The 18361-nt window shown below is 53.1% G+C and carries 19 protein-coding genes and 1 riboswitch; of the genes, 13 read left to right on the top strand and 6 right to left on the bottom strand.

The genetic code is table 11. The annotated features are described in order from the left end of the window. Positions 1 to 7 precede the first annotated feature (7 nt). From ELY33_RS04810 to edd, 3 genes are read right to left on the bottom strand one after another with little or no spacing between them, the layout of a single operon-like run. Positions 8 to 892: an aldo/keto reductase gene (locus ELY33_RS04810; protein ID WP_126944743.1), complete on the bottom strand. Its 885-nt coding sequence runs from the start codon at positions 890 to 892 to the stop codon at positions 8 to 10. 16 nt (positions 893 to 908) lie between these two features. Next, positions 909 to 1874, bottom strand: a complete 966-nt coding sequence (glk, locus tag ELY33_RS04805) for a glucokinase (RefSeq protein ID WP_126944740.1) — start codon at positions 1872 to 1874, stop codon at positions 909 to 911. Continuing rightward, positions 1874 to 3763, bottom strand: coding sequence for a phosphogluconate dehydratase (gene edd / locus ELY33_RS04800; protein WP_126944737.1), 1890 nt, complete (start codon positions 3761 to 3763; stop codon positions 1874 to 1876). The genes glk and edd overlap by 1 nt, the downstream gene beginning before the upstream one ends. 338 nt (positions 3764 to 4101) lie before the next feature. Then, positions 4102 to 4346, top strand: a riboswitch (cobalamin riboswitch). 141 nt (positions 4347 to 4487) lie between these two features. On the opposite strand from edd, the gene ELY33_RS04795 reads away from it, so the two are divergent. The 9 genes from ELY33_RS04795 to rho all read left to right on the top strand — a co-directional run bounded on the left by ELY33_RS04795 (position 4488) and on the right by rho (position 11888). After that, positions 4488 to 6350 carry a TonB-dependent receptor domain-containing protein gene (locus tag ELY33_RS04795; protein WP_126944734.1) on the top strand — a complete coding sequence of 621 codons (1863 nt, stop codon included), beginning with the start codon at positions 4488 to 4490 and terminating at the stop codon, positions 6348 to 6350. A gap of 46 nt (positions 6351 to 6396) precedes the next feature. Next, complete coding sequence (locus ELY33_RS04790) at positions 6397 to 7275, top strand: cobalamin-binding protein (protein ID WP_244208561.1); 879 nt, start codon at positions 6397 to 6399, stop codon at positions 7273 to 7275. Continuing rightward, positions 7275 to 8246: a FecCD family ABC transporter permease gene (locus ELY33_RS04785; protein ID WP_126944728.1), complete on the top strand. Its 972-nt coding sequence runs from the start codon at positions 7275 to 7277 to the stop codon at positions 8244 to 8246. The genes ELY33_RS04790 and ELY33_RS04785 overlap by 1 nt, the downstream gene beginning before the upstream one ends. Next, entirely contained in the window at positions 8246 to 9013 is a 768-nt protein-coding gene (locus ELY33_RS04780; RefSeq protein ID WP_126944725.1) for an ABC transporter ATP-binding protein, read from the top strand. The genes ELY33_RS04785 and ELY33_RS04780 overlap by 1 nt, the downstream gene beginning before the upstream one ends. Positions 9014 to 9164: 151 nt before the next feature. After that, positions 9165 to 9605, top strand: a complete 441-nt coding sequence (locus ELY33_RS04775; protein WP_126944722.1) for a YtoQ family protein — start codon at positions 9165 to 9167, stop codon at positions 9603 to 9605. A 49-nt stretch (positions 9606 to 9654) separates the two neighbouring features. Further along, positions 9655 to 9921: a BrnT family toxin gene (locus ELY33_RS04770; RefSeq protein ID WP_244208560.1), complete on the top strand. Its 267-nt coding sequence runs from the start codon at positions 9655 to 9657 to the stop codon at positions 9919 to 9921. 300 nt (positions 9922 to 10221) lie between these two features. Beyond that, complete coding sequence (locus ELY33_RS04765; RefSeq protein WP_126944719.1) at positions 10222 to 10569, top strand: type II toxin-antitoxin system RelE/ParE family toxin; 348 nt, start codon at positions 10222 to 10224, stop codon at positions 10567 to 10569. Next, complete coding sequence (locus ELY33_RS04760; RefSeq protein WP_126944716.1) at positions 10562 to 10846, top strand: helix-turn-helix domain-containing protein; 285 nt, start codon at positions 10562 to 10564, stop codon at positions 10844 to 10846. Before ELY33_RS04765 ends, ELY33_RS04760 begins: the two co-directional genes overlap by 8 nt. 88 nt (positions 10847 to 10934) lie before the next feature. Next, entirely contained in the window at positions 10935 to 11888 is a 954-nt protein-coding gene (rho, locus tag ELY33_RS04755) for a transcription termination factor Rho (RefSeq protein ID WP_126944713.1), read from the top strand. Positions 11889 to 11942: 54 nt separating this feature from the next. Here rho and ELY33_RS04750 read toward each other — a convergent pair whose 3' ends face one another. After that, positions 11943 to 13139: a DEAD/DEAH box helicase gene (locus ELY33_RS04750; protein WP_126944710.1), complete on the bottom strand. Its 1197-nt coding sequence runs from the start codon at positions 13137 to 13139 to the stop codon at positions 11943 to 11945. 156 nt (positions 13140 to 13295) lie between these two features. Beyond that, a complete protein-coding gene (gene rlmF / locus ELY33_RS04745; RefSeq protein ID WP_244208559.1) occupies positions 13296 to 14246 on the bottom strand; it encodes a 23S rRNA (adenine(1618)-N(6))-methyltransferase RlmF in 951 nt (316 codons plus the stop codon). A gap of 380 nt (positions 14247 to 14626) precedes the next feature. On the opposite strand from rlmF, the gene ELY33_RS04740 reads away from it, so the two are divergent. Further along, on the top strand, positions 14627 to 15049 hold the full coding sequence (locus ELY33_RS04740; protein ID WP_126944704.1) for a tetratricopeptide repeat protein: 423 nt from the start codon (positions 14627 to 14629) through the stop codon (positions 15047 to 15049). Positions 15050 to 15059: 10 nt separating this feature from the next. Then, on the top strand, positions 15060 to 15530 hold the full coding sequence (locus ELY33_RS04735; protein ID WP_126944701.1) for a YehS family protein: 471 nt from the start codon (positions 15060 to 15062) through the stop codon (positions 15528 to 15530). A 10-nt stretch (positions 15531 to 15540) separates the two neighbouring features. Here the strand turns inward: ELY33_RS04735 and ELY33_RS04730 are convergent, their stop codons facing one another. Then, positions 15541 to 16284, bottom strand: coding sequence for a class I SAM-dependent DNA methyltransferase (locus tag ELY33_RS04730; RefSeq protein WP_126944698.1), 744 nt, complete (start codon positions 16282 to 16284; stop codon positions 15541 to 15543). Between the two features lie 157 nt (positions 16285 to 16441). Here ELY33_RS04730 and ELY33_RS04725 point away from each other — a divergent pair, with 157 nt between their 5' ends. Continuing rightward, positions 16442 to 16849, top strand: a complete 408-nt coding sequence (locus tag ELY33_RS04725; RefSeq protein ID WP_126944695.1) for a DUF4019 domain-containing protein — start codon at positions 16442 to 16444, stop codon at positions 16847 to 16849. 148 nt (positions 16850 to 16997) lie between these two features. Next, positions 16998 to 18359, top strand: a complete 1362-nt coding sequence (locus ELY33_RS04720; RefSeq protein WP_126944692.1) for an NfeD family protein — start codon at positions 16998 to 17000, stop codon at positions 18357 to 18359. Positions 18360 to 18361 lie beyond the last annotated feature (2 nt).

Raw genomic sequence — 18361 nt, 5'->3', positions numbered from 1 at the left:
AAAGGGCTTACGCGACGCAGTGGCCTCGCGCGGCTTCTAACAACGCGTACCATGTCTCTCTTGGAAGGGCCTCAGGCCCGTTGAGCATCTCGGTAATGCGCTCTTGCTTTACACTGCCCACCACCGGCGTGGGGCGATTAGGTAGTGTGCGCAGCCACGCCAGCGCTAGGGCATTGGGCGTGCTATTTTGCTCGGTTGCCATACGGTTTAGGACGTTACTTACGTCACCTTGCATTAACTTGCCGCCCGCCAGTGGTGACCAGGCCATCGGCGAATGGCAGTCGGTGCACAAGTCATCAAAGCTGCCATCAAACAGCGGGGCGTTATGGCTAATGGAAAGTTCGATTTGGTTGGCGCGTAAAGGGTGGTGCATGGCGTTTTGCAGCCTGCGCCACTGGCTCGGTAAATGGTTGGAAATACCCGCAGCGCCAATTTTGCCTGCCTCAATCGCATCATCCAGCACGCGGCCAGTGGTTTCTGCGTTCATTAATAAGTCGGGGCGATGAATTAAAAAGTGCTCGATTCGCTCGACACCCAGGCGCTCCAGCGCGTTATCAATCGCCTTGTTTAAATAAGCAGGGCTGGCGTTATAGTGCTTTATTGAACAGTGCTTTGCCTTCCCGACGTTGACGGCGGGGTTGTCGTTGGCAATGCTCGCTTTTGTCACCACGCGAAGCCGCTTAGCCAAGTTAGGACGGGCGCGCAGCGCTTGGCCAAATAGCGTTTCGCAAACACCGTTTCCGTAAATGTCGGCGTGGTCGAACCAGTGCAACCCCTGCTCAATGCGGGCTTCGATCCAGTCGGCAAGGTGAGTTGTCTGGTGCATTTCTGGTGCTTCATGCAGGCGCATCATGCCGAGCACAAAGGGCACATCGAAGGTGTGAGCAGGCATGGGTATTCCTAATAAGTTAAAAGACTTCTTCGTTATGCAGCGCTTCAGCAGCGCCTAGCAGCCCTGTCCACGGGTGGGTAACGATCCATACTGGAATATCGGCGTTATAAGCGCCCATCCGGCCTTTGTTCACAAAGCTATCACGCAGTTCGGATTTGGGCAGCCATTCCAGCAGGCGCGGTAGAATCCCACCGCAGAGATAAACACCGCCTCTGGCTCCCATCGTTAAGGTTGCGTCGCCGCACACATCGCCAAGAATTTTTAAAAAGCGCAGTAGAGTGGCGGTGGCAACTGCATCGCCCTGGTTGGCGGCTTGGGTAACCTCTGCTGGCGTCATACAGTTAGGCGTTTGATCATTCAGCACACACTGCGCCTGGTACAGCTCCAAAAGACCCTGGCCACATAAAATGCGTTCAACGCTAACCCGTTGGTAGCGCTGCAGAAAGACATCCAACAGCGCACGCTCGGTGCTGTCGGTGGGGGCAAACGTTACGTGGCCACCTTCGGTGGGTAGTGGTATCCAGGCGTGCTGGCTGGGGAAAACGCCGGCAACCCCTAACCCTGTGCCGGGGCCAATCACCAGGCGGGTAGAGTGGGACTGAGCTGCGCCTGCTTGTACTTCCACCAAATTATCGGTGTCGACATGGGGCACACCCAATGCCTGGGCAGTAAAGTCGTTAATCACCTTGAACAGCGACAGGTTCAACGTTTGCTGAACATCGCTTTTCATAAAATCCCAGTGATTGTTGGTCATCTTGACCCGCTCGGCGTGAACCGGACAGGCAAATGCCAAACAAGCTTCCACCGGTGCATTTTCACCGGTGGCCCCAACGCGCTCCAGATAATCCTGGATTGCGTCGATCACGCCAGGGTAGTCAGCGCAGGGAAGATTAATAATATCGTGGGGCGTTACCTCGCCTGGCGTGACGAGCGCCAGGCGGGCATTGGTGCCACCAATATCACCAATTAATGCCGGTCGCATCAGGCATCCTCTTGTGAAATTTGCCCCTGTTGGCGGGCGAGATCATCTGCTTCAAAACCACCAAACACGCCTGCGCCCTCTTCGCCGCGCATGGCCAAGTGGCGAAAGCCGCTAAACAGTTCGCGGCCAAGGCCAACGTGATAGTGGTCCAGGCTTGCGACTACGCGTTCGCGATCTGCCCAGGTGGCTGCATTGACTTTGGCTTCTAACGTGCCTGCGTTGGCATCCAGGCGGATAATGTCGCCATCGCGCAGTTTCGATAGCGGGCCGCCGTCCAGTGCTTCAGGGCTGATATGAATCGCTGCGGGCACTTTGCCCGACGCGCCGGACATACGTCCATCGGTCACCAGTGCTACTTTGAAGCCACGGTCCTGCAGTACGCCCAGGAACGGCGTTAGCTTATGTAGTTCCGGCATGCCGTTAGCTTTTGGCCCTTGGAAGCGCACGACGACAATCACGTCACGGTCCAGATCGCCAGATTCAAACGCGGCTTTCATTTCGTTCTGATCTTCGAAGATCTTGACCGGCGCTTCGACCACGCGATGCTCGTCGGCAACGGCGGACACCTTGATCACGCCGCGTCCCAGATTGCCTTTCATAACGGTCAGGCCGCCCGTCGGGGCAAAGGGGGAGGCTGCGGGACGCAGCACGTCTTCGTCCAGGCTGTTTTCAGGGCCTTCGCGCCATACTACTTTGCCATTTTCCAAGAACGGCTCTTGGGTATAGGCCGTGAGGTCGGTACCGAATACCGTCGGAATATCACCGTGCAGCAAGCCCGCACCCAGTAGTTCGCGGAACAAGTAGCTCATGCCGCCCGCCGCTTGGAAGTGGTTAATATCCGCTTGGCCGTTTGGGTACACCTTCATCAGGCTGGGCGTTACGGCGGAAAGGTCGGTGAAGTCATCCCAGTTCAACGTGATACCCGAAGCCGCCGCCATGGCAATCAAATGCAGCGTGTGGTTGGTGGAGCCACCGGATGCTAGCAAGCCAACCACCGCGTTGACGATCGCGCGTTCATCAATTTGTTTGTAGAAAGGGCGGTAGTCGCCGCCAGGTTCGGTATTACGAATAGCCTGCTCAGTTGCGTAACGGGTCAGCGCTTCGCGCATTTCCGTGCCAGGGTTCACAAACGAAGTGCCCGGCAGGTGAAGGCCCATCACTTCCATCATTAGCTGGTTCGAGTTGGCAGTGCCATAGAAGGTACACGTGCCAGGGCTGTGATAGGAATCAGACTCCGCTTGGAGCAGTTCATCGCGACCTACTTTGCCTTCAGCATAAAGCTGGCGAATGCGGGCTTTCTCTTTGTTTGGCAGGCCGCTAGGCATTGGGCCGGCGGGTACGAACATGGCCGGTAGATGGCCAAACCGTGCAGCAGCGATAAATAAACCAGGGATGATTTTGTCGCATACACCCAGATAAAGGGCAGCATCAAACATGTTGTGGGAAAGCCCCACCGCGGCAGCCATTGCAATCACGTCGCGGGAAAACAGCGACAGTTCCATGCCCGGTTGCCCCTGAGTAACGCCGTCGCACATGGCGGGAACACCACCGGCAAACTGGGCGGTGGAGCCCATTGCACTGGCCGCGGCTTTGATGGTTTCTGGGAAGGTTTCAAACGGCTGATGGGCCGAGAGCATGTCGTTGTAGGCTGAGATGATCCCTAGGTTGGCGCTGTTCATCAGCTTAAGTTCGCCCTTATCCCGCGGGTTGCAGGCGGCAAAGCCGTGGGCCAGGTTACCGCAGGATAGCTCAGCACGATGCACACCACGCTTGTGCTGGTTCGCCATGCGTTGCTCATAAAGAGCACGCCGCTCGGCAGAGCGCTCGCGAATGCGTTGGGTAACTTCAGCGACGGTAGAATTTAAAGTAGCGGGTGTTGAACTCGGCATAGTGACCTCTGCAGGATAGAGACGGTGAGTCAAATTTGTAGTTATTTTACATATTTGTTCGTCGATGTAAGAGACTTTACGGCAATAAAAACCATATTTGTAGTTTTATTACCCATTAATTAATAACGACTATCGTCGTAAATGCTGATGCTTCCGTGAACAGCAACGATAAAAAGGCAATCCGCTCCTCGATTGGATGAAAGCGAGTTGTAGCGCAAGTATAGCAGCCGCCCAATCAGAACAGATTTGGCAGGTAAAGCATGGGCTGGTGCAGCTGTTGAAGGGCTCGCGGCAAAATTGACCGCCTCTTCCAATTGACCTCCTTTTAGCAAGTTGCTAGCTTACGCGCACTCTCAGGTGCTGATGGTGGTTGCCACCATCAGTTAAACGGGAAGTTGGTGAACATAGCTGTGTAAATGAGTTGTGTAAATCCAGCGCTGCCCCCGCAACGGTGATCGAGATAAGAACGGCTAAAGACGCCACTGTGCTTTCGCATGGGAAGGAAGTCGTTCGGAAAGGCATGGGCTTTGTTTTACGCCTTTCGCTCGTCAGCCCGGAGACCGGCCTAAGAGTGATGGTTCTAAAGAACCACTCCATACCGAGACGCGGAGGGCGGCTCAGGGCTATGTTAGTGGCTTTCAGGCCACTGATTTCCCTTGGCTTTTTTCCTCTCGGTCAAAAAAACACGCTGTGCGGGTGAGCACAGTGAGCAAGGGAACTCTTCATGTCCTACCGTTTTCATTCCACCGCTACGCTGGCGGCGTTTGCGATGGCCGCGTTGCCTATGGCCGTTCAAGCCCAGTCAGGCGTTCAGCCCACTGCGAATACGTTAAATCCTGTTGTCGTTACCGCAGCACTTGCACCGCTTACGGCTAACGAAAGCTTATCTTCGGTAACCGTGCTGGACGAAGCGACGTTTCGCCGCCAAGACCCCACTAGCTTAACCGACCTTCTGCGCGGCCAGCCGGGGGTTGATATCACTGGCAACGGCAGTTTTGGTAAGCAGAGCAGCCTGTTTATGCGCGGTACCGGCAGCAACGCCAACGTACTGATGATTGACGGCATTCGTCTGAAATCAGCGACCAGCGGTGCGCCTGCCTGGGAGTTTCTTGACCCACGAATGTTTGATCGTGCCGAAATCGTGCGCGGCCCACGCGGCAGCCTTTACGGCGCTGATGCCATTGGTGGGGTTATTCAGCTGTTTACCCCTCAAGGGAAAGAAGACGGCCCGCAACCCCGCATTTCTGTTGGTAGTGGTTCGTTTAATACTCAGCGCCTGAGCGCCGGTATTAGCGGTAAAGAAGGCGGCACCCGTTATAGTTTTGCCAGTAGCTATTTCGATACCGATGGCCAGCCGGTTCGCCGTGGGGGTGACGATAAAGGTCACGACAATACCAGCGGTTTAGTGCAGCTTTCGCATACCTTTGAAGGAGGGGGCGAGGTCGGTGTGCTGGCGCTGCGCGCGAAAGGTAGCACCGAATTTGATGCAAGCGGCCCAGCAAATGATGATTTTGTTCAGCAAGTAGCGGGCGTTTATGCTGAGTTGCCGGTAACCGAGCAGTGGACAAGCCGCTTCACGCTGAGCGAAGCGAGGGACGAGCGTGAGACCGTTGCACCAACGTACAGCTCACTTTTTGAGACGCGAACGCGAACGGCGCAGTGGCTGAATACCTTGACGCTAGGTCATCATGAGCTATCGCTGGGCGCAGAATATGCTGAGGATGATCTAGGAGACAGTGAAACATCGGGGCTTTCATTTGATGAAGACCGCCGCTACAACCGTGCCGTGTTTGCCCAAGGGTTGTTAGATTTTGCCCCGCTGACAACCCAGCTAAGCCTTCGCCACGACCATAATCAGGCTTTTGGTGACGAACTAACCGGCAGCCTAGCACTTGGCTACGCGCTAGACGAGCACCATACGGCTCGATTGAGCTACGGCACGGCCTTTCGCGCCCCCACCTTCAACGAGCTTTATTTTCCTTTTGTGGGTTCCAGCAACCCTGATCTGAAAGCGGAAACATCTGAATCGGTAGAAATGGGCATTCGTGGACAGTACACCAACTGGTTCTGGGATTTCGCGGCTTATCAGACCGATGTGGACGACCTGATTGCGCTAGATGCAACGTTCCGCCCTGTTAATGTCGATAAAGCGCGCATTCGCGGCGCTGAGCTTTCCGCCGGGGTAGAAATAGATAAATGGACGTTAGCCGCTGCGTTAACTTACACCGACCCTGAAGATCGTAAGACCGGCACTCAGCTCGCACGCCGTGCCAGCCATAGCCTGCGTTTTGATCTCGACCGAGAAGTAGGTGACTTGACGTTGGGCGGCTCGTGGATTGCACAAAACCATCGCTACAATGACGCAGCCAACCAGCAGCAATTGCCGGGCTATGGCATTGTTAACTTGCGCGCTGGCTGGCAGTTCGCACCCATGTGGTCGTTGCGTGCCACGCTTGAAAACGTCACCGACAAGACCTACATCACGGCGCTTGGTACGGAGTTTGACCCAGTGACCTTTGCGAGTATGCCGTTTGACTATATCAATGCAGGCCGAGCAGGGTTCTTAAGTGTTCACTTCGGTCAGTAACAAACGTGGGTTGATGCGCGGGGCCTTGGGCCTCGCGTTTTTGCTCATGACCCTACATGTACAAGGCCACGACCATTCACGCTGCGCGGTAGATGATTGGGGCCGTGACGTTTGTCTGCCCGCTTCGGCCCAGCGTATTGCCACGCTCTCGCCAGGGGCGACGGAACTTACCTACGCGGCAGGCGCCGGGGAGCACGTTGTTGCTGTCGTTTCTTATAGTGACTATCCACCAGAAGCCAAAAACGTGGCGTCTGTTGGCAGCCACACGCGCATTGATTTAGAGGCTCTAGTAGGGCTGGCCCCGGATTTAGTAATCGGTTGGGTCACTGGAAACCCTGCTGAGCAAATGGAAACTCTTGAAGCACTGGGAATGCCAGTGTTCTACATTGAGCCGCGCACGTTTGAAGACGTTGCTTATACCGTCGAACGGCTGGCGCGTTTAGCAGGAACGGAGCCTGCGGGGCAGCAAGTGGCTAACGATTTTAGAAAGGGCATGGCTGAGTTAGCAAGTCGCTACAGTGGTCGTGCGCCTGTGCGCACCTTTTACCAGGTATGGGATCAACCCCTGATGAGCGTGAACGATGAGCACCTCATCGGCCAAGTGGTGCAGCTTTGCAGCGGTGAAAACGTGTTTGGTGACCAGCAACGCCTAGTGCCCAGGCTGGATGACGAAGCCGTATTGGCGGCCAATCCTGAAGCGATTATTGCTGGCGGTATGGGGGAAGAGAGCCGCCACTGGCTGACCCACTGGGAGCAATACCCTCATCTGGCCGCCGTGTCAGATGATAGCCTCTATTTTGTGCCTCCTTCCCTTATTCAGCGGCCTACGCCACGCCTGTTAGAAGGTGCCCAATTGCTGTGTGAAAAGTTGGAACAAACCCGCCAAAAGCGCGCGAGAGCATTTTCTATGAACAGGAGCTCTTAATGGCAATGCGCCTGTGGCAACCCCTTAGCTTGCTGGCAGTAATGGCCATTGCAACGCTGCTGTTTTCCCTAGCGGTGGGCAGTGCTCAATTATCTGCTGCCCAACTTTGGGCAGTGATGCAAGGGCAGGGCGATGCGCTGGCGCGTACCATGGTGATTGATTTACGCCTTCCCCGCGCACTTTCCGCGTTTGCGGTAGGCGGGCTTTTAGCCGTGGCGGGCGCGCTAATGCAGGTGCTGCTGCGAAACCCATTAGCCGACCCTTATGTGCTCGGGCTTTCCGGCGGTGCGTCTATTGGTGCGCTGGCGGCCATGCTCGCGGGTGTGGGAGGCGTGCTGATGTCAGGGTCGGCGTTTTTAGGTGCGTTGCTGTCTACGTTTCTGGTGTTTGGCCTTGCTCATGGCAGCGGCGGCTGGACGCCCTCGCGGCTGTTACTCACCGGCGTAGTAGTCGCGGCTGGCTGGGGCGCGGTGATTACCCTGATGTTGGCACTAAGCCCTGCCGAGCGGTTGCCGGGCATGCTGTATTGGCTGATGGGCGATCTTTCTTACGCGCGCGCGCCTTGGCCGCCGCTGCTGCTGTTATTGCTCACTTGCATTGTCTTGATGCCGTTGGGACGTAGCTTGAATGTGCTGGCCAGAGGCCCACAGCAAGCGGCAGCGTTGGGGGTGGATGTGCGACCGCTAGAGTGGGGTATCTACGTTGCCGCCAGCCTGCTGACTGCCGCTGCCGTCACTACGGCGGGCAGCATTGGCTTTGTCGGGCTGGTCGTGCCGCACTTGCTGCGCCTGTTGCTAGGCAACGACCAGCGGTTAATTTTACCTGCCTGCGCCCTGGCCGGGGGCACCTTGCTGGTGCTGGCGGATACGCTGGCCCGCACCATCATTGCGCCTGAACAGCTACCGGTAGGGGTGATTACCGCGCTGCTGGGGGTGCCTACGTTCCTCTTTCTGCTTTACCGGAGCCGATGATGAGTCGCTTGATTACGCAAGACCTCATTATCAATGTGCCGGACCGGTGCGATGGTACAGCGCTGAATATTGCCCTCGAACCGGGACAGATATGGGGCGTACTAGGCCCTAACGGTGCCGGTAAAACCACGTTGCTGCATACCCTGGCAGGGCTTAACGCGCCACGTTCCGGGCATGTTTTGTTGGATGATCAACCACTTGAGACACTGCGCAGGCGGAAAATTGCTCAAATTCTAGGGATGGTCTTTCAAGAGCGCTTAGATGGTTTTCCCGCGACGGTGTTGGAAACAGCGTTGATTGGACGCCATCCCTATCTTTCGCTATGGCAGATGGAAGGTGCAGACGACTACGCCCAGGCTGAGTCAGCGCTTGAGCAGCTAGACGTCGCGCACCTGCGCCATCGGCTTGTTAGCACGCTTTCCGGCGGCGAACGCCAGCGTGTTGCGGTGGCCACTGTATTGACCCAAGCCCCGGGTATTTGGCTGGCCGACGAACCCACCAATCACCTCGACTTACATCATCAAAGCGCGGTGATGGCGCTGATGGCCCAGCAAGCTGCCCAGGGCAGTGCGATAATGATGTGCTTGCACGATTTAAACCTTGCTGCCCGCTGGTGCGACCATATTTTGCTGCTTTACCCCAGTGGCGAAGCCTGCTGGGGCCCACGCGACAGCATGCTAGTGCCGAGTGCCTTAGAGCGGCTTTATCAGCAGCGTCTGGCGACCGTCGAGGTGAACGGCGCTCCGGTGTTTGTGCCGGTTTCATGACCCTGGCATTGTGTTGATGCGTTGTGTTGATGCGTTGTGTTGATGCGTTGTGTTGATGCGTTGTGTTGATGCGTCGTGTTGATATCGCACAGCCATCTTTGTTACTAAAATGAAAATATCTTCCATAGAACCACGCAATAAAGGAGCCACTATGAGCTTTTACGTTTACCTTTCCGGCGAGATTCACACTGACTGGCGTGAAGAAATTCAACAGGGCGCAGACGCCGCCGGGCTGGATATTGTTTTCACCGCACCGGTCACCGACCACGGTGCCAGTGATGCGGCAGGCGACCACCTTGGCAAACCCGCCGATGGCTTCTGGCGCGACCACCAGTCCTCTAAGGTCAATGCCATTCGTACCCGCACCATGATCGAACAAGCCGATCTGGTGGTTGTGCGTTTTGGCGAACAGTATAAGCAGTGGAATGCCGCCTTTGATGCGGGTTACTGCGCGGCACTCGCCAAGCCCTACATCACCTTGCATAGCGAAGACATTGTTCACCCGCTGAAAGAGGTTGATGCCCAAGCTCAAGCTTGGTGCACCACCACCGACCAAGTGGTTGAAACCCTGCGTTACGTTCTGAAAGCCTAAGCCCGAGCGCCTCCCACACCCCAGTCACTGCATTAGTAGTGTTGACCCGGTGTTGTGGGAAGGCGCTAATCGCCAGAAGCACGGCGATTCTTTTAAAGAGGCAAAAACTGCCTTAACGGACGAATTCGGCAGGCTTATATCAGATCCCGATCATTCTGAAGAGGAGGATCGGTTTATACTCATCGGAACGAGCATTCATTCCCATTTACTGGTGGCGTGCCATTGCGTGAGAGATAGCGAAACAATTCGAATTATCTCTGCGCGCAAGGCAAATCGTGCACAGTCACATAAAGACCTCAAACTTGAGTGGCAATAACCGGTTCAGCGCTGGCCAAGTCACGGCTACTGATCAAGTCGCTAACCCTGCGCTACGTCTTCAAGGCATAACTACACAGCGCCTTGCATGATCCCGTCACTGCACTGGTCTTCTTCACTAGTTCTGTGGAAGGGAGCTTTAGTTCGCGAAGACCCAGCCACATAAACAATCGAGCCGCCACGTAGCGCGGCGTAACGCTTGGCGAGGAGCGAACCGAAAGGCATCTGCCCAAACCCTGGCTAAGTACTGATTTCCCTGAAGCAGCTTGCCTGTGGTAATCCATTGGATTACTCTGTTTAAATGCTCACGACCATTACAGAACTCCCAGAGTATATGAAGCGTGCGGATACGCTGCTCACTGACTTCGAGCGCAAAGCGGTTATCGACTATTTTGCGGAGCACCCACAGGCGGGAGATGTGATGGAGGGTACAGGCGGTATTCGCAAACTTCGCTGGAGTCGAGGCAACAAGGGAAAAAGCGGCGGGGTGCGTGTCATTTACTACTACCATGACCAGCGTATTCCTCTGTATTTGCTAACAATATTTGGTAAAGGCGAGCGCGAGAATCTCTCAAAAGCTGATAGAAATGCGCTTTCCAAGTTGGTCAATATCCTTGTTCATGCCGCATTGGAGAAACATCATGGCTAGTGCCTATGAAAGTATTGCCCAGGGCTTGCAAGAAGCCATCGACCTTAATCAAGGGCGCAACGTTGCGGCCAAAACACATCGGCCAGAACTGGTTGACGTTGCTGCTTTGCGTAAGAAATTGGGCATGACCCAAATGGAATTTTCAGCCAAGCTTTGTATTAGCGTCGCCACGTTAAGGCACTGGGAACGTGGTGATAGGACGCCGCATGGGCCAGCCTTGGCGCTGTTGCATGTCGTCGCCAAAGAGCCACAAGCTGTCTTGAGAGCCTTAGCGTAAGCTACCACCCAATGCGCCATTCAGTGAAGAAGCGCTCAGATGCAGTTATTCTATGAACTCAGGCTATTCAAAGCGATCCATCGATACTATGACGAGAAAAACACTAAGTCTGAAGGCGAAAAGGCAGCCAGATGCCAAGCCCGCTGACGAAGCTGAAGATCAATTTTCTAATGATCCCGAAAAACGTTTTTTAAATGGCGTCGCTATTTATCCTTCCCCACGCATTGTTTTAGAGCATGGTTCTAAGCAGCTGACGGTGCGTGCGATGGATCTGATTACGCCTATTGGGATGGGGCAACGTGGCTTAATTGTTGCGCCGCCAGGCTCTGGCAAAACGACGATTTTAAAACACATCTGTCAGGCCGTGGCAGAAGCGTATCCTGACATAAAGCTGTATGCCTTGCTGATTGATGAGCGTCCTGAAGAAGTGACCGATTTTAAGCGCAGTGTATCGACAGACGTACATGCATCGTCGTCAGATGAAAGCTACACACACCATGTGCATTTGGCAGATAAGCTTCTTGAGACAGCGCGTAAGCAAGCAGGCGAGGGTCATAATGTGATGATTGTGATCGATTCTCTTACCAGACTCTCGCGCGTTCATAATGCCGAGCAGCGAGGCAATGGTCGTACCATGTCGGGTGGACTGGATTCCCGAGCGATGGAAATACCACGAAAACTGTTTGGCGCTGCGAGAAAGATCGAGAACGGTGGGTCGCTCACCATTCTGGCCACCGTGTTGGTGGATACCGGAAGCCGCATGGATCAGGTGATTTTTGAGGAGTTCAAAGGCACGGGCAATATGGAACTCGTGCTATCACGCGACGTGGCAAATCAACGAATTTTCCCTGCGATAGATATTGCCAAAAGCAGTACTCGTCGAGAAGAAATTTTGATTGATGAAAGAGATATTGAAAAAGTAAGGACACTGCGTCGAGCGTTGACAACGCTTAAGCCAGTGGAAGGCGCGCAGAAGTTGCTTGAGCTATTAGAGAAATACCCAACTAATGCCGATCTGTTAGATGCGTTTTCACCCGCCTAGTGGTTAGGTGTCAGGTTCCAAGTCACTAATCACTCGGAACCTGACAGTTAAGTCTTAACGATTGCTTTTTTTAACATAGTTCAAGTTGGAAGCGGGTACTGCTTTTTTAACCGGAAAGCCTGCAACTTCTTTGCGTTCAATAATAGTTTTCAACCGCCTTTCAATAGCACAAAGATTTTTAAAGTCACTGATGTCGACAAGAGAGATGGCTTCACCTGAGGCACCCGCACGGCCTGTTCGGCCAATGCGGTGGATGTACTCTTCTGGCTGAAAAGGTAAATCGTAATTCACCACACGGCTCAGTTCACCAATATCCAACCCCCGAGCGGCCACCCCCGTGGCAACCAGGTATTTCAGTTCACCAGCTTTGAATTGAGCCAGAATCTTTTCGCGCATGGCCTGGCTTCTACCGCCATGAATGGAATCTGCTACGATGCCGCGTTTTTCCAGCTGAGCAACAAGCTTGGCCGCACTGTGCTTTTTCTCGACAAAAATAAGTGCTTGATCCCACGCTTGTTCATTGATCAAGTGACTCAACAAGGCAGATTTGATGTCTTTGTCTACCGTGATTAGCCATTGTTTAATATTAGCGGCGGCGCGGATGTTGGGAGAAATGGATATTTCAGCCGCCAGATCGGTCATCTTGCTATCAGAAAAATCGTAGGCAAGGGCGCGAACGTCGTCGGTCATGGTGGCCGTAAACAATAGGTTCTGACGGTTTTCAGGTAGGCGCACGATGATTTTGTGGATATCGTCGACAAAACCCATGTCGACCATTCTGTCCGCTTCGTCCAATACCATGGCTTCAAGTTCATCAAAGTGCAGCGCACGCTGATGTGCCAAATCGAGCAATCTGCCCGGCGTGGCGACCAGAATATCCACCCCTTCGATTAGGCGCTCTTTTTGAGCGTCGGTATCCACACCGCCATACACGGCCATCGAGGTTAAAGGCGTGTGTTTCGCATATTGAGCGACACTGGCTTCGACCTGAACCGCTAACTCACGGGTCGGCACAAGGATCAGCGCACGTATGCGTTTGCCGCGTAACGTTTCCGCTTTGCTGAATCGTTCCAGCAGAGGCAGCACAAAGGCTGCGGTTTTGCCTGTTCCGGTTTGTGCGGTGGCGATTAAGTCGTTACCCGTAAGAATGGCAGGAATCGCTTGTTCCTGGATGGGCGTTGGCGCTTTATAACCGAGTTCGTTAATCGCTTGAACAAGAGGACTGGATAAGCCTAGTTTTGAAAATGGCATTAGTAGCTCTGACAAATTGTCGTAAGGTGTGTCGAAAATAAAAAGTGATGCAGCATAGCGTAAAATCAGCCGTTGGTAGCTCGAATTGTGTAATCAGCTTCATAGCTCTGTATAGCTATATGGTGTTGAATGATCATGCGTCAGTGTTAGGCGCGCTCAGATGAATGTCCAGGCCAGTATCCTCGTGACCTTATTTCCCTGCTTCATTTCTATTTCCCTTATATCAGCGGCGCCGAGCTTACGAATCAGTTTCTTGGCAGGCTTAACATTGTCAGCTTTTGAAACCAGGCTGCTAAACCAGCGGCATTGAGTTGAATAGACTTGGCTTTCTCTTATTAGCTTTTTAAGAAACAGCTGTTCGCCCCCCTTACACCAAAGCTCTGCCCCCATCCCGCCAAAATTCAGCGTGGGAGATTGGGTGTCTGCTTTTTGCTCACCACGACTACGCGCAAGATTATTGAGTTTACGCTGGCTACCTTTAAGTGCTTCATCGAGCGAGGCGTGGAAGGGTGGGTTGCATACGCTGACGTCAAAAAACTCCCCCGCTTGAATAATGCCTTCAAAGATATGGTTTTTATCGTGCTGCATGCGCAGCGTGAAGCGATCTTTGAGCGTGGGGTTGTTGGCGATAATCGTTTCTATGTTTTCAAGCGACTGAAGGTTAATGTCACTGCCGACACATTGCCAGCCGTAAATTTGGCAGGCCAATAGCGGGTAGATGCCATTGGCTCCCGTCCCTATATCAAGCAGCTTGATGTTGGGCTTTTCATGCCCAGGTTCAAGCCCAACTAAATCCGCCATGTAATGGATATAGTCGGCTCTGCCCGGGATGGGAGGACAAAGTGCGCCCTCTGGAATATCCCAGTCGGCAATGTTGTAGTAGCGGTTTAATAACGCGGCGTTGAGCGTTTTTACTGCCAACGGGTCTGCAAAATCGATGGAAAGTTCGCCATAAGCGTTCGTTTTTACATGGGGGGCTAGTGCTGGGTGGTTTTTTACCAGCGCCGGGAAATCATAGCCTTGATTATGTCGATTCTTTGGGTGCAGGCCTTTGCGAACAGGCTTGGTTCGGTCTTTTTCACTTCGATGGAGGTTGTTCACAGTCATAGGCCTGAGGCTTGGCGTTCAATAGCAGAGTCGGGTTGACTTAGTCCGTGATTATAATCTTAAGGGCTGTGTTGAGCATACATAGCCATTTGCGGGAAGTGTGAGGATCTCCGGCTAGCAGTGGGTGCGCAGCGATTGTTATACATTAAAAATAACAAAATCAGTGGATTGAGAGCTTCAGCGTGGTGTAACTGACCAAGATAACGACAACCCTTGCCCGAAGCTTGCGTGGTACTGGACCCGAAAAAAGCCCTTGCAAACAACATCCGCGGAGACTTCGGGCGTATCAAGCCGACGTGGTACATTCATGTATAATCCTTTTTTTTGCGAGCGCGTGAATCCAATTTTTTGCCTGATAGGCACGGGAAGGGTCGTTGGTAATGATTAACACCAAGGTATACAAAGCGGTTTATGAGCTGGCTGAGAAGCTGATGAAAGCCGCCGCTAAAGATGATAGAGAAACTTTCGACGCCCTCTTTGCCGAGCTGAATGCTATCTGCATCGATAATGAAAATACCGATAAAGATCACCCGGAGCAGTGGGAAACCCTGGCTGACTTTACCGAAGAATTAGAGGATGCGCTGCCAATCTATCAAAAAGCGCTAGATAAGGCCGTTGCCAAGCAATCGAAAGATCATATGTCATCCATTGGTTTTTCCATGGCGATGTTGCAGGTGGAACTGGGCCAAACGGATAACGCTATCCAAAGCTTGGAACAGGCAAAAGCCAGCGCTTATGGCATTGAAGATAATGAACTGAAGGCAGAAATTGATCAGCTGCTTGAAACACTAAAGACCGACTAGGAACCCTATTTTGACCAATAACGATATCTTTCGCCGTATCCGCTACACCTTTGATTTAAAAGATAACACCATCGTAGATATCTTCGCGTTGGCAGAAATACCCGTTACGCAGCCGCAGGTGACGGCGTGGCTGAAAAAAGACGAAGACGACGCCTTCGTGACGATGAAGAACAGGGAGCTGGCTGCGTTTTTGAACGGTTTTATCAGCTTTAAGCGAGGTAAGCGTGAAGGCCCGCAGCCTGCGCCAGAATCGCAGCTGAACAACAATATGGTGTTCCAGAAACTGCGTATCGCTTTAAACATGAAAGCGGATGACGTGTTAGAAGTATTCGAGCAGGTGGGGCTGCCGTTAAGCCACCATGAGCTTAGCGCGTTTTTCCGCAAGCCCAGCCATAAGAATTACCGTGAGTGCAAAGATCAAATGCTACGCAATTTCCTGATGGGCATTCAGCGCCAGCTGCGCCCTGGCGATAACGGCTAAACCTGCCACATTAGCGCTTTACACACACGAAAATCGCATTGCCTGATAGGGCGTCCCAAGGAGTGATTGTTTCGTAGTCGTGCTCAAACACGTGCACCTCGAAGGTGGGCACTAGCAAGGCGATAAGTTCGCTAAAGCTGACTGCCACCATGGGGTGTTCGTCGTTCCAAACTTGCGTCGTTTCCGCGTTGGTTTTTTCGATACTCAGCCTGAGTGACTGTCTTTCACCGTGCCCGCCGTAATGCCAGCCAGAGCGAAAGGTAAAGGTATTGTTTGCCTGCTTGGCGGTATGTTTAACAAATAAGCCGTTGTCGATTTTGTCTTTATCAACAGCATTAAAATAGAACACGCCGCCTGTTTTCAACGCGCGGTGGGCGCTGGCAAAGCAGGCACTAAGCTTCTCTTGGCCATCGTTGTAGTGAATGGAGTACAAGAAGCAAGTGATTAAATCGAGCGGTTCACAAACCTCAAAGCTGCTCATATCTTGCAGCGAGAAGTGCGCTTCTGGGCAGCGGGTGGCGGCGATATCCAGCATTGGTTGATTAATATCCAGCCCACTACTGATGTAACCCTCATCAATGAAATGGCGCACATGGGGGCCGGTGCCACAGGCCAAATCCAGGTGGCGTTTGCCTTTGTTGCCAAAAATTTGGTGCAGGCGACGAATGGCGTTGCTTTGGGCGTGGTAGTCGATGTCGACACACATCAAATCGTAATAGCCAGAAAGATCGGTATAGAGTGCGTTGACTGACATGGTCGCCTAAGGGTAAGAGCAAATAAAAGAGGTGGCGCATAGTAAACGAGCGAGAAAGGTTTTAGAAGCGGGTACAGAATCATGACTAAAGAAATCGAGCCATCTTCCGATAACCTCTTAAACATAAGTAATCTTAATGCCGCCACAAGAGCATGTCATGCGCAAAACACTTGCCCTTTGTCTTACCACGTTACTGCTTATCTTGACGACTCATGCTCAGGCTTCTGTTCAAGCGGCAGAGGCGGCGGCGCTGTCGTGGCTAGCGTCGATTGATAGTGGTGAGTACCAGCAAGCCTGGGAAGCCGCGTCGCCGTTGCTTAAAACGCCGCTTTCAATAGCCATGCTTGAACGCACTGTTTCACTTTCGCGCCGCGGTCTTGGCGCAGCGCAAGCGCGTCGTCGTGTGCGAGTGTCGCAGTACACGTCTATGCCCGGCGCGCCAAAAAGAGATTACGCAGAGTTTACCTTTCAAACACGTTTTGAAAATAAGCCCAATGTCATCGAAGTTGTCACGCCCCACCTTGAAAACGGCACTTGGCGCGTTAGTGGTTATTATATTCAATAAAAATCCCTGCAGGATGCTACGTTAAACAGAGACTCTACTATTAATCATCGCTTTTCAATTTGCACATTATGTACAAGTTTTGTGAAACTAAGTGGTGTTCTAAGGGTCGCTGTTGTATAGGTATTGACGCGAAGCGCGGGGAGTTATTATGCATGCCTTTTCTCTTAAATCGCATTGGCTTTGGATGCTTCTCGTCGGCATCACACTGGCCACGCTGTCATTTGCGTGGCAGGCGATGGCTCAAAATAGTGATGGAAAAGCGCTGGTACTCAACGTTGAGGGCGCTATTGGCCCGGCAACGAAAGACTATTTTGAGCGTGGTCTCCGTCGTGCCCAAGAACAAGACAGCAAGCTCGTTATCGTTGAGCTAGATACGCCAGGCGGGCTGGTTGAGACAACCCGAGACATGATTCAAACCATGCTCAATTCCGACACCCCCGTGGTTATGTATGTGTCACCCAGCGGCGCGCGAGCGGCGAGCGCAGGCACTTATTTGCTGTATGGCAGCCATGTGGCGGCCATGTCTCCGTCAACCCATTTAGGCTCAGCTACGCCGGTTCAAATGGGTGGCTCTGGTTTGACTGGTGGCGAGGAAGATGCGGGCGAAGACGGCACTTCAGAGTCAGCGCGCGAGGGCAGCGCGATGGAGCGAAAATTACTGGAGGATGCCGTTAGCTTTATTCGTGGCTTAGCTGAACGCCACGGACGTAATGCAGATTGGGCAGAAGAAGCGGTACGCGATGCGGTCAATCTCACCGCTAATCAAGCACTGGAGCAGAATGTAATTGATGTCGTTGCTAGAGACATTGATGACTTATTAGCGCAGTTGGACGGTAGAACGGTGGTGATGGAGCGAGGCAATGTCACATTAGCCACGGAAAACTTAACGCTTGAGCGCTTTGATCCTGATTGGCGTACCCAGCTGCTGTCCTTAATCACCAATCCTAATATTGCCTACTTTTTAATGATTGTTGGCTTTTACGGGCTGATTTTTGAACTCTCAAGTCCAGGTAGCTTATTTCCCGGCACTATCGGCGTTATTTCGCTTCTACTAGCGCTCTTCGCTTTCCAGGTACTGCCCATCAATTACGCGGGGCTTGCACTGGTGGTGGTAGGGCTAGCGTTAATGGTGGGAGAAACACTGCTACCCAGTTTTGGCATATTGGGAGTAGGGGGCATTGTGGCTTTTGTGCTTGGCTCGGTGATGCTGATGGACGCTGAATACTTGGCCATCTCGTTACCCCTGATTGGCGGTGTAGCGCTAATTTCAGCAAGTTTTATGCTATGGGCACTCACTCGGTTTGCCACCCTAAGAAGAGCGCCCGTGCACAGTGGGGCAGAACAATTGATTGGCGCGCAAGCGGTGGCTTTAGATGATTTTCATACCCAAGGTCACGTGCGCCTGCACGGCGAGCGCTGGAATGCGGTGTGTGATGTGCCCGTCAAGCAAGGCGATACTTTAACGGTGGTAAGGCTTGATGGGCTAACCGTTCATGTGGCGCCCAATTGATC

It is taken from the genome of Vreelandella andesensis, assembly GCF_003989795.1.
Taxonomy (GTDB): domain Bacteria; phylum Pseudomonadota; class Gammaproteobacteria; order Pseudomonadales; family Halomonadaceae; genus Vreelandella; species Vreelandella andesensis.
This window is presented reverse-complemented; position numbering and strand designations above follow the sequence as displayed.

Bases quoted from the DNA above. Each gene is read 5' to 3' on its own strand.
- ELY33_RS04810 (WP_126944743.1), bottom strand. From the start codon at position 892: ATGCCTGCTCACACCTTCGATGTGCCCTTTGTGCTCGGCATGATGCGC.
- glk (WP_126944740.1), bottom strand. From the start codon at position 1,874: ATGCGACCGGCATTAATTGGTGATATTGGTGGCACCAATGCCCGCCTG.
- edd (WP_126944737.1), bottom strand. From the start codon at position 3,763: ATGCCGAGTTCAACACCCGCTACTTTAAATTCTACCGTCGCTGAAGTT.
- ELY33_RS04795 (WP_126944734.1), top strand. From the start codon at position 4,488: ATGTCCTACCGTTTTCATTCCACCGCTACGCTGGCGGCGTTTGCGATG.
- ELY33_RS04790 (WP_244208561.1), top strand. From the start codon at position 6,397: ATGACCCTACATGTACAAGGCCACGACCATTCACGCTGCGCGGTAGAT.
- ELY33_RS04785 (WP_126944728.1), top strand. From the start codon at position 7,275: ATGGCAATGCGCCTGTGGCAACCCCTTAGCTTGCTGGCAGTAATGGCC.
- ELY33_RS04780 (WP_126944725.1), top strand. From the start codon at position 8,246: ATGAGTCGCTTGATTACGCAAGACCTCATTATCAATGTGCCGGACCGG.
- ELY33_RS04775 (WP_126944722.1), top strand. From the start codon at position 9,165: ATGAGCTTTTACGTTTACCTTTCCGGCGAGATTCACACTGACTGGCGT.
- ELY33_RS04765 (WP_126944719.1), top strand. From the start codon at position 10,222: ATGCTCACGACCATTACAGAACTCCCAGAGTATATGAAGCGTGCGGAT.
- ELY33_RS04760 (WP_126944716.1), top strand. From the start codon at position 10,562: ATGGCTAGTGCCTATGAAAGTATTGCCCAGGGCTTGCAAGAAGCCATC.
- rho (WP_126944713.1), top strand. From the start codon at position 10,935: ATGACGAGAAAAACACTAAGTCTGAAGGCGAAAAGGCAGCCAGATGCC.
- ELY33_RS04750 (WP_126944710.1), bottom strand. From the start codon at position 13,139: ATGCCATTTTCAAAACTAGGCTTATCCAGTCCTCTTGTTCAAGCGATT.
- rlmF (WP_244208559.1), bottom strand. From the start codon at position 14,246: ATGACTGTGAACAACCTCCATCGAAGTGAAAAAGACCGAACCAAGCCT.
- ELY33_RS04740 (WP_126944704.1), top strand. From the start codon at position 14,627: ATGATTAACACCAAGGTATACAAAGCGGTTTATGAGCTGGCTGAGAAG.
- ELY33_RS04730 (WP_126944698.1), bottom strand. From the start codon at position 16,284: ATGTCAGTCAACGCACTCTATACCGATCTTTCTGGCTATTACGATTTG.
- ELY33_RS04725 (WP_126944695.1), top strand. From the start codon at position 16,442: ATGCGCAAAACACTTGCCCTTTGTCTTACCACGTTACTGCTTATCTTG.
- ELY33_RS04720 (WP_126944692.1), top strand. From the start codon at position 16,998: ATGCATGCCTTTTCTCTTAAATCGCATTGGCTTTGGATGCTTCTCGTC.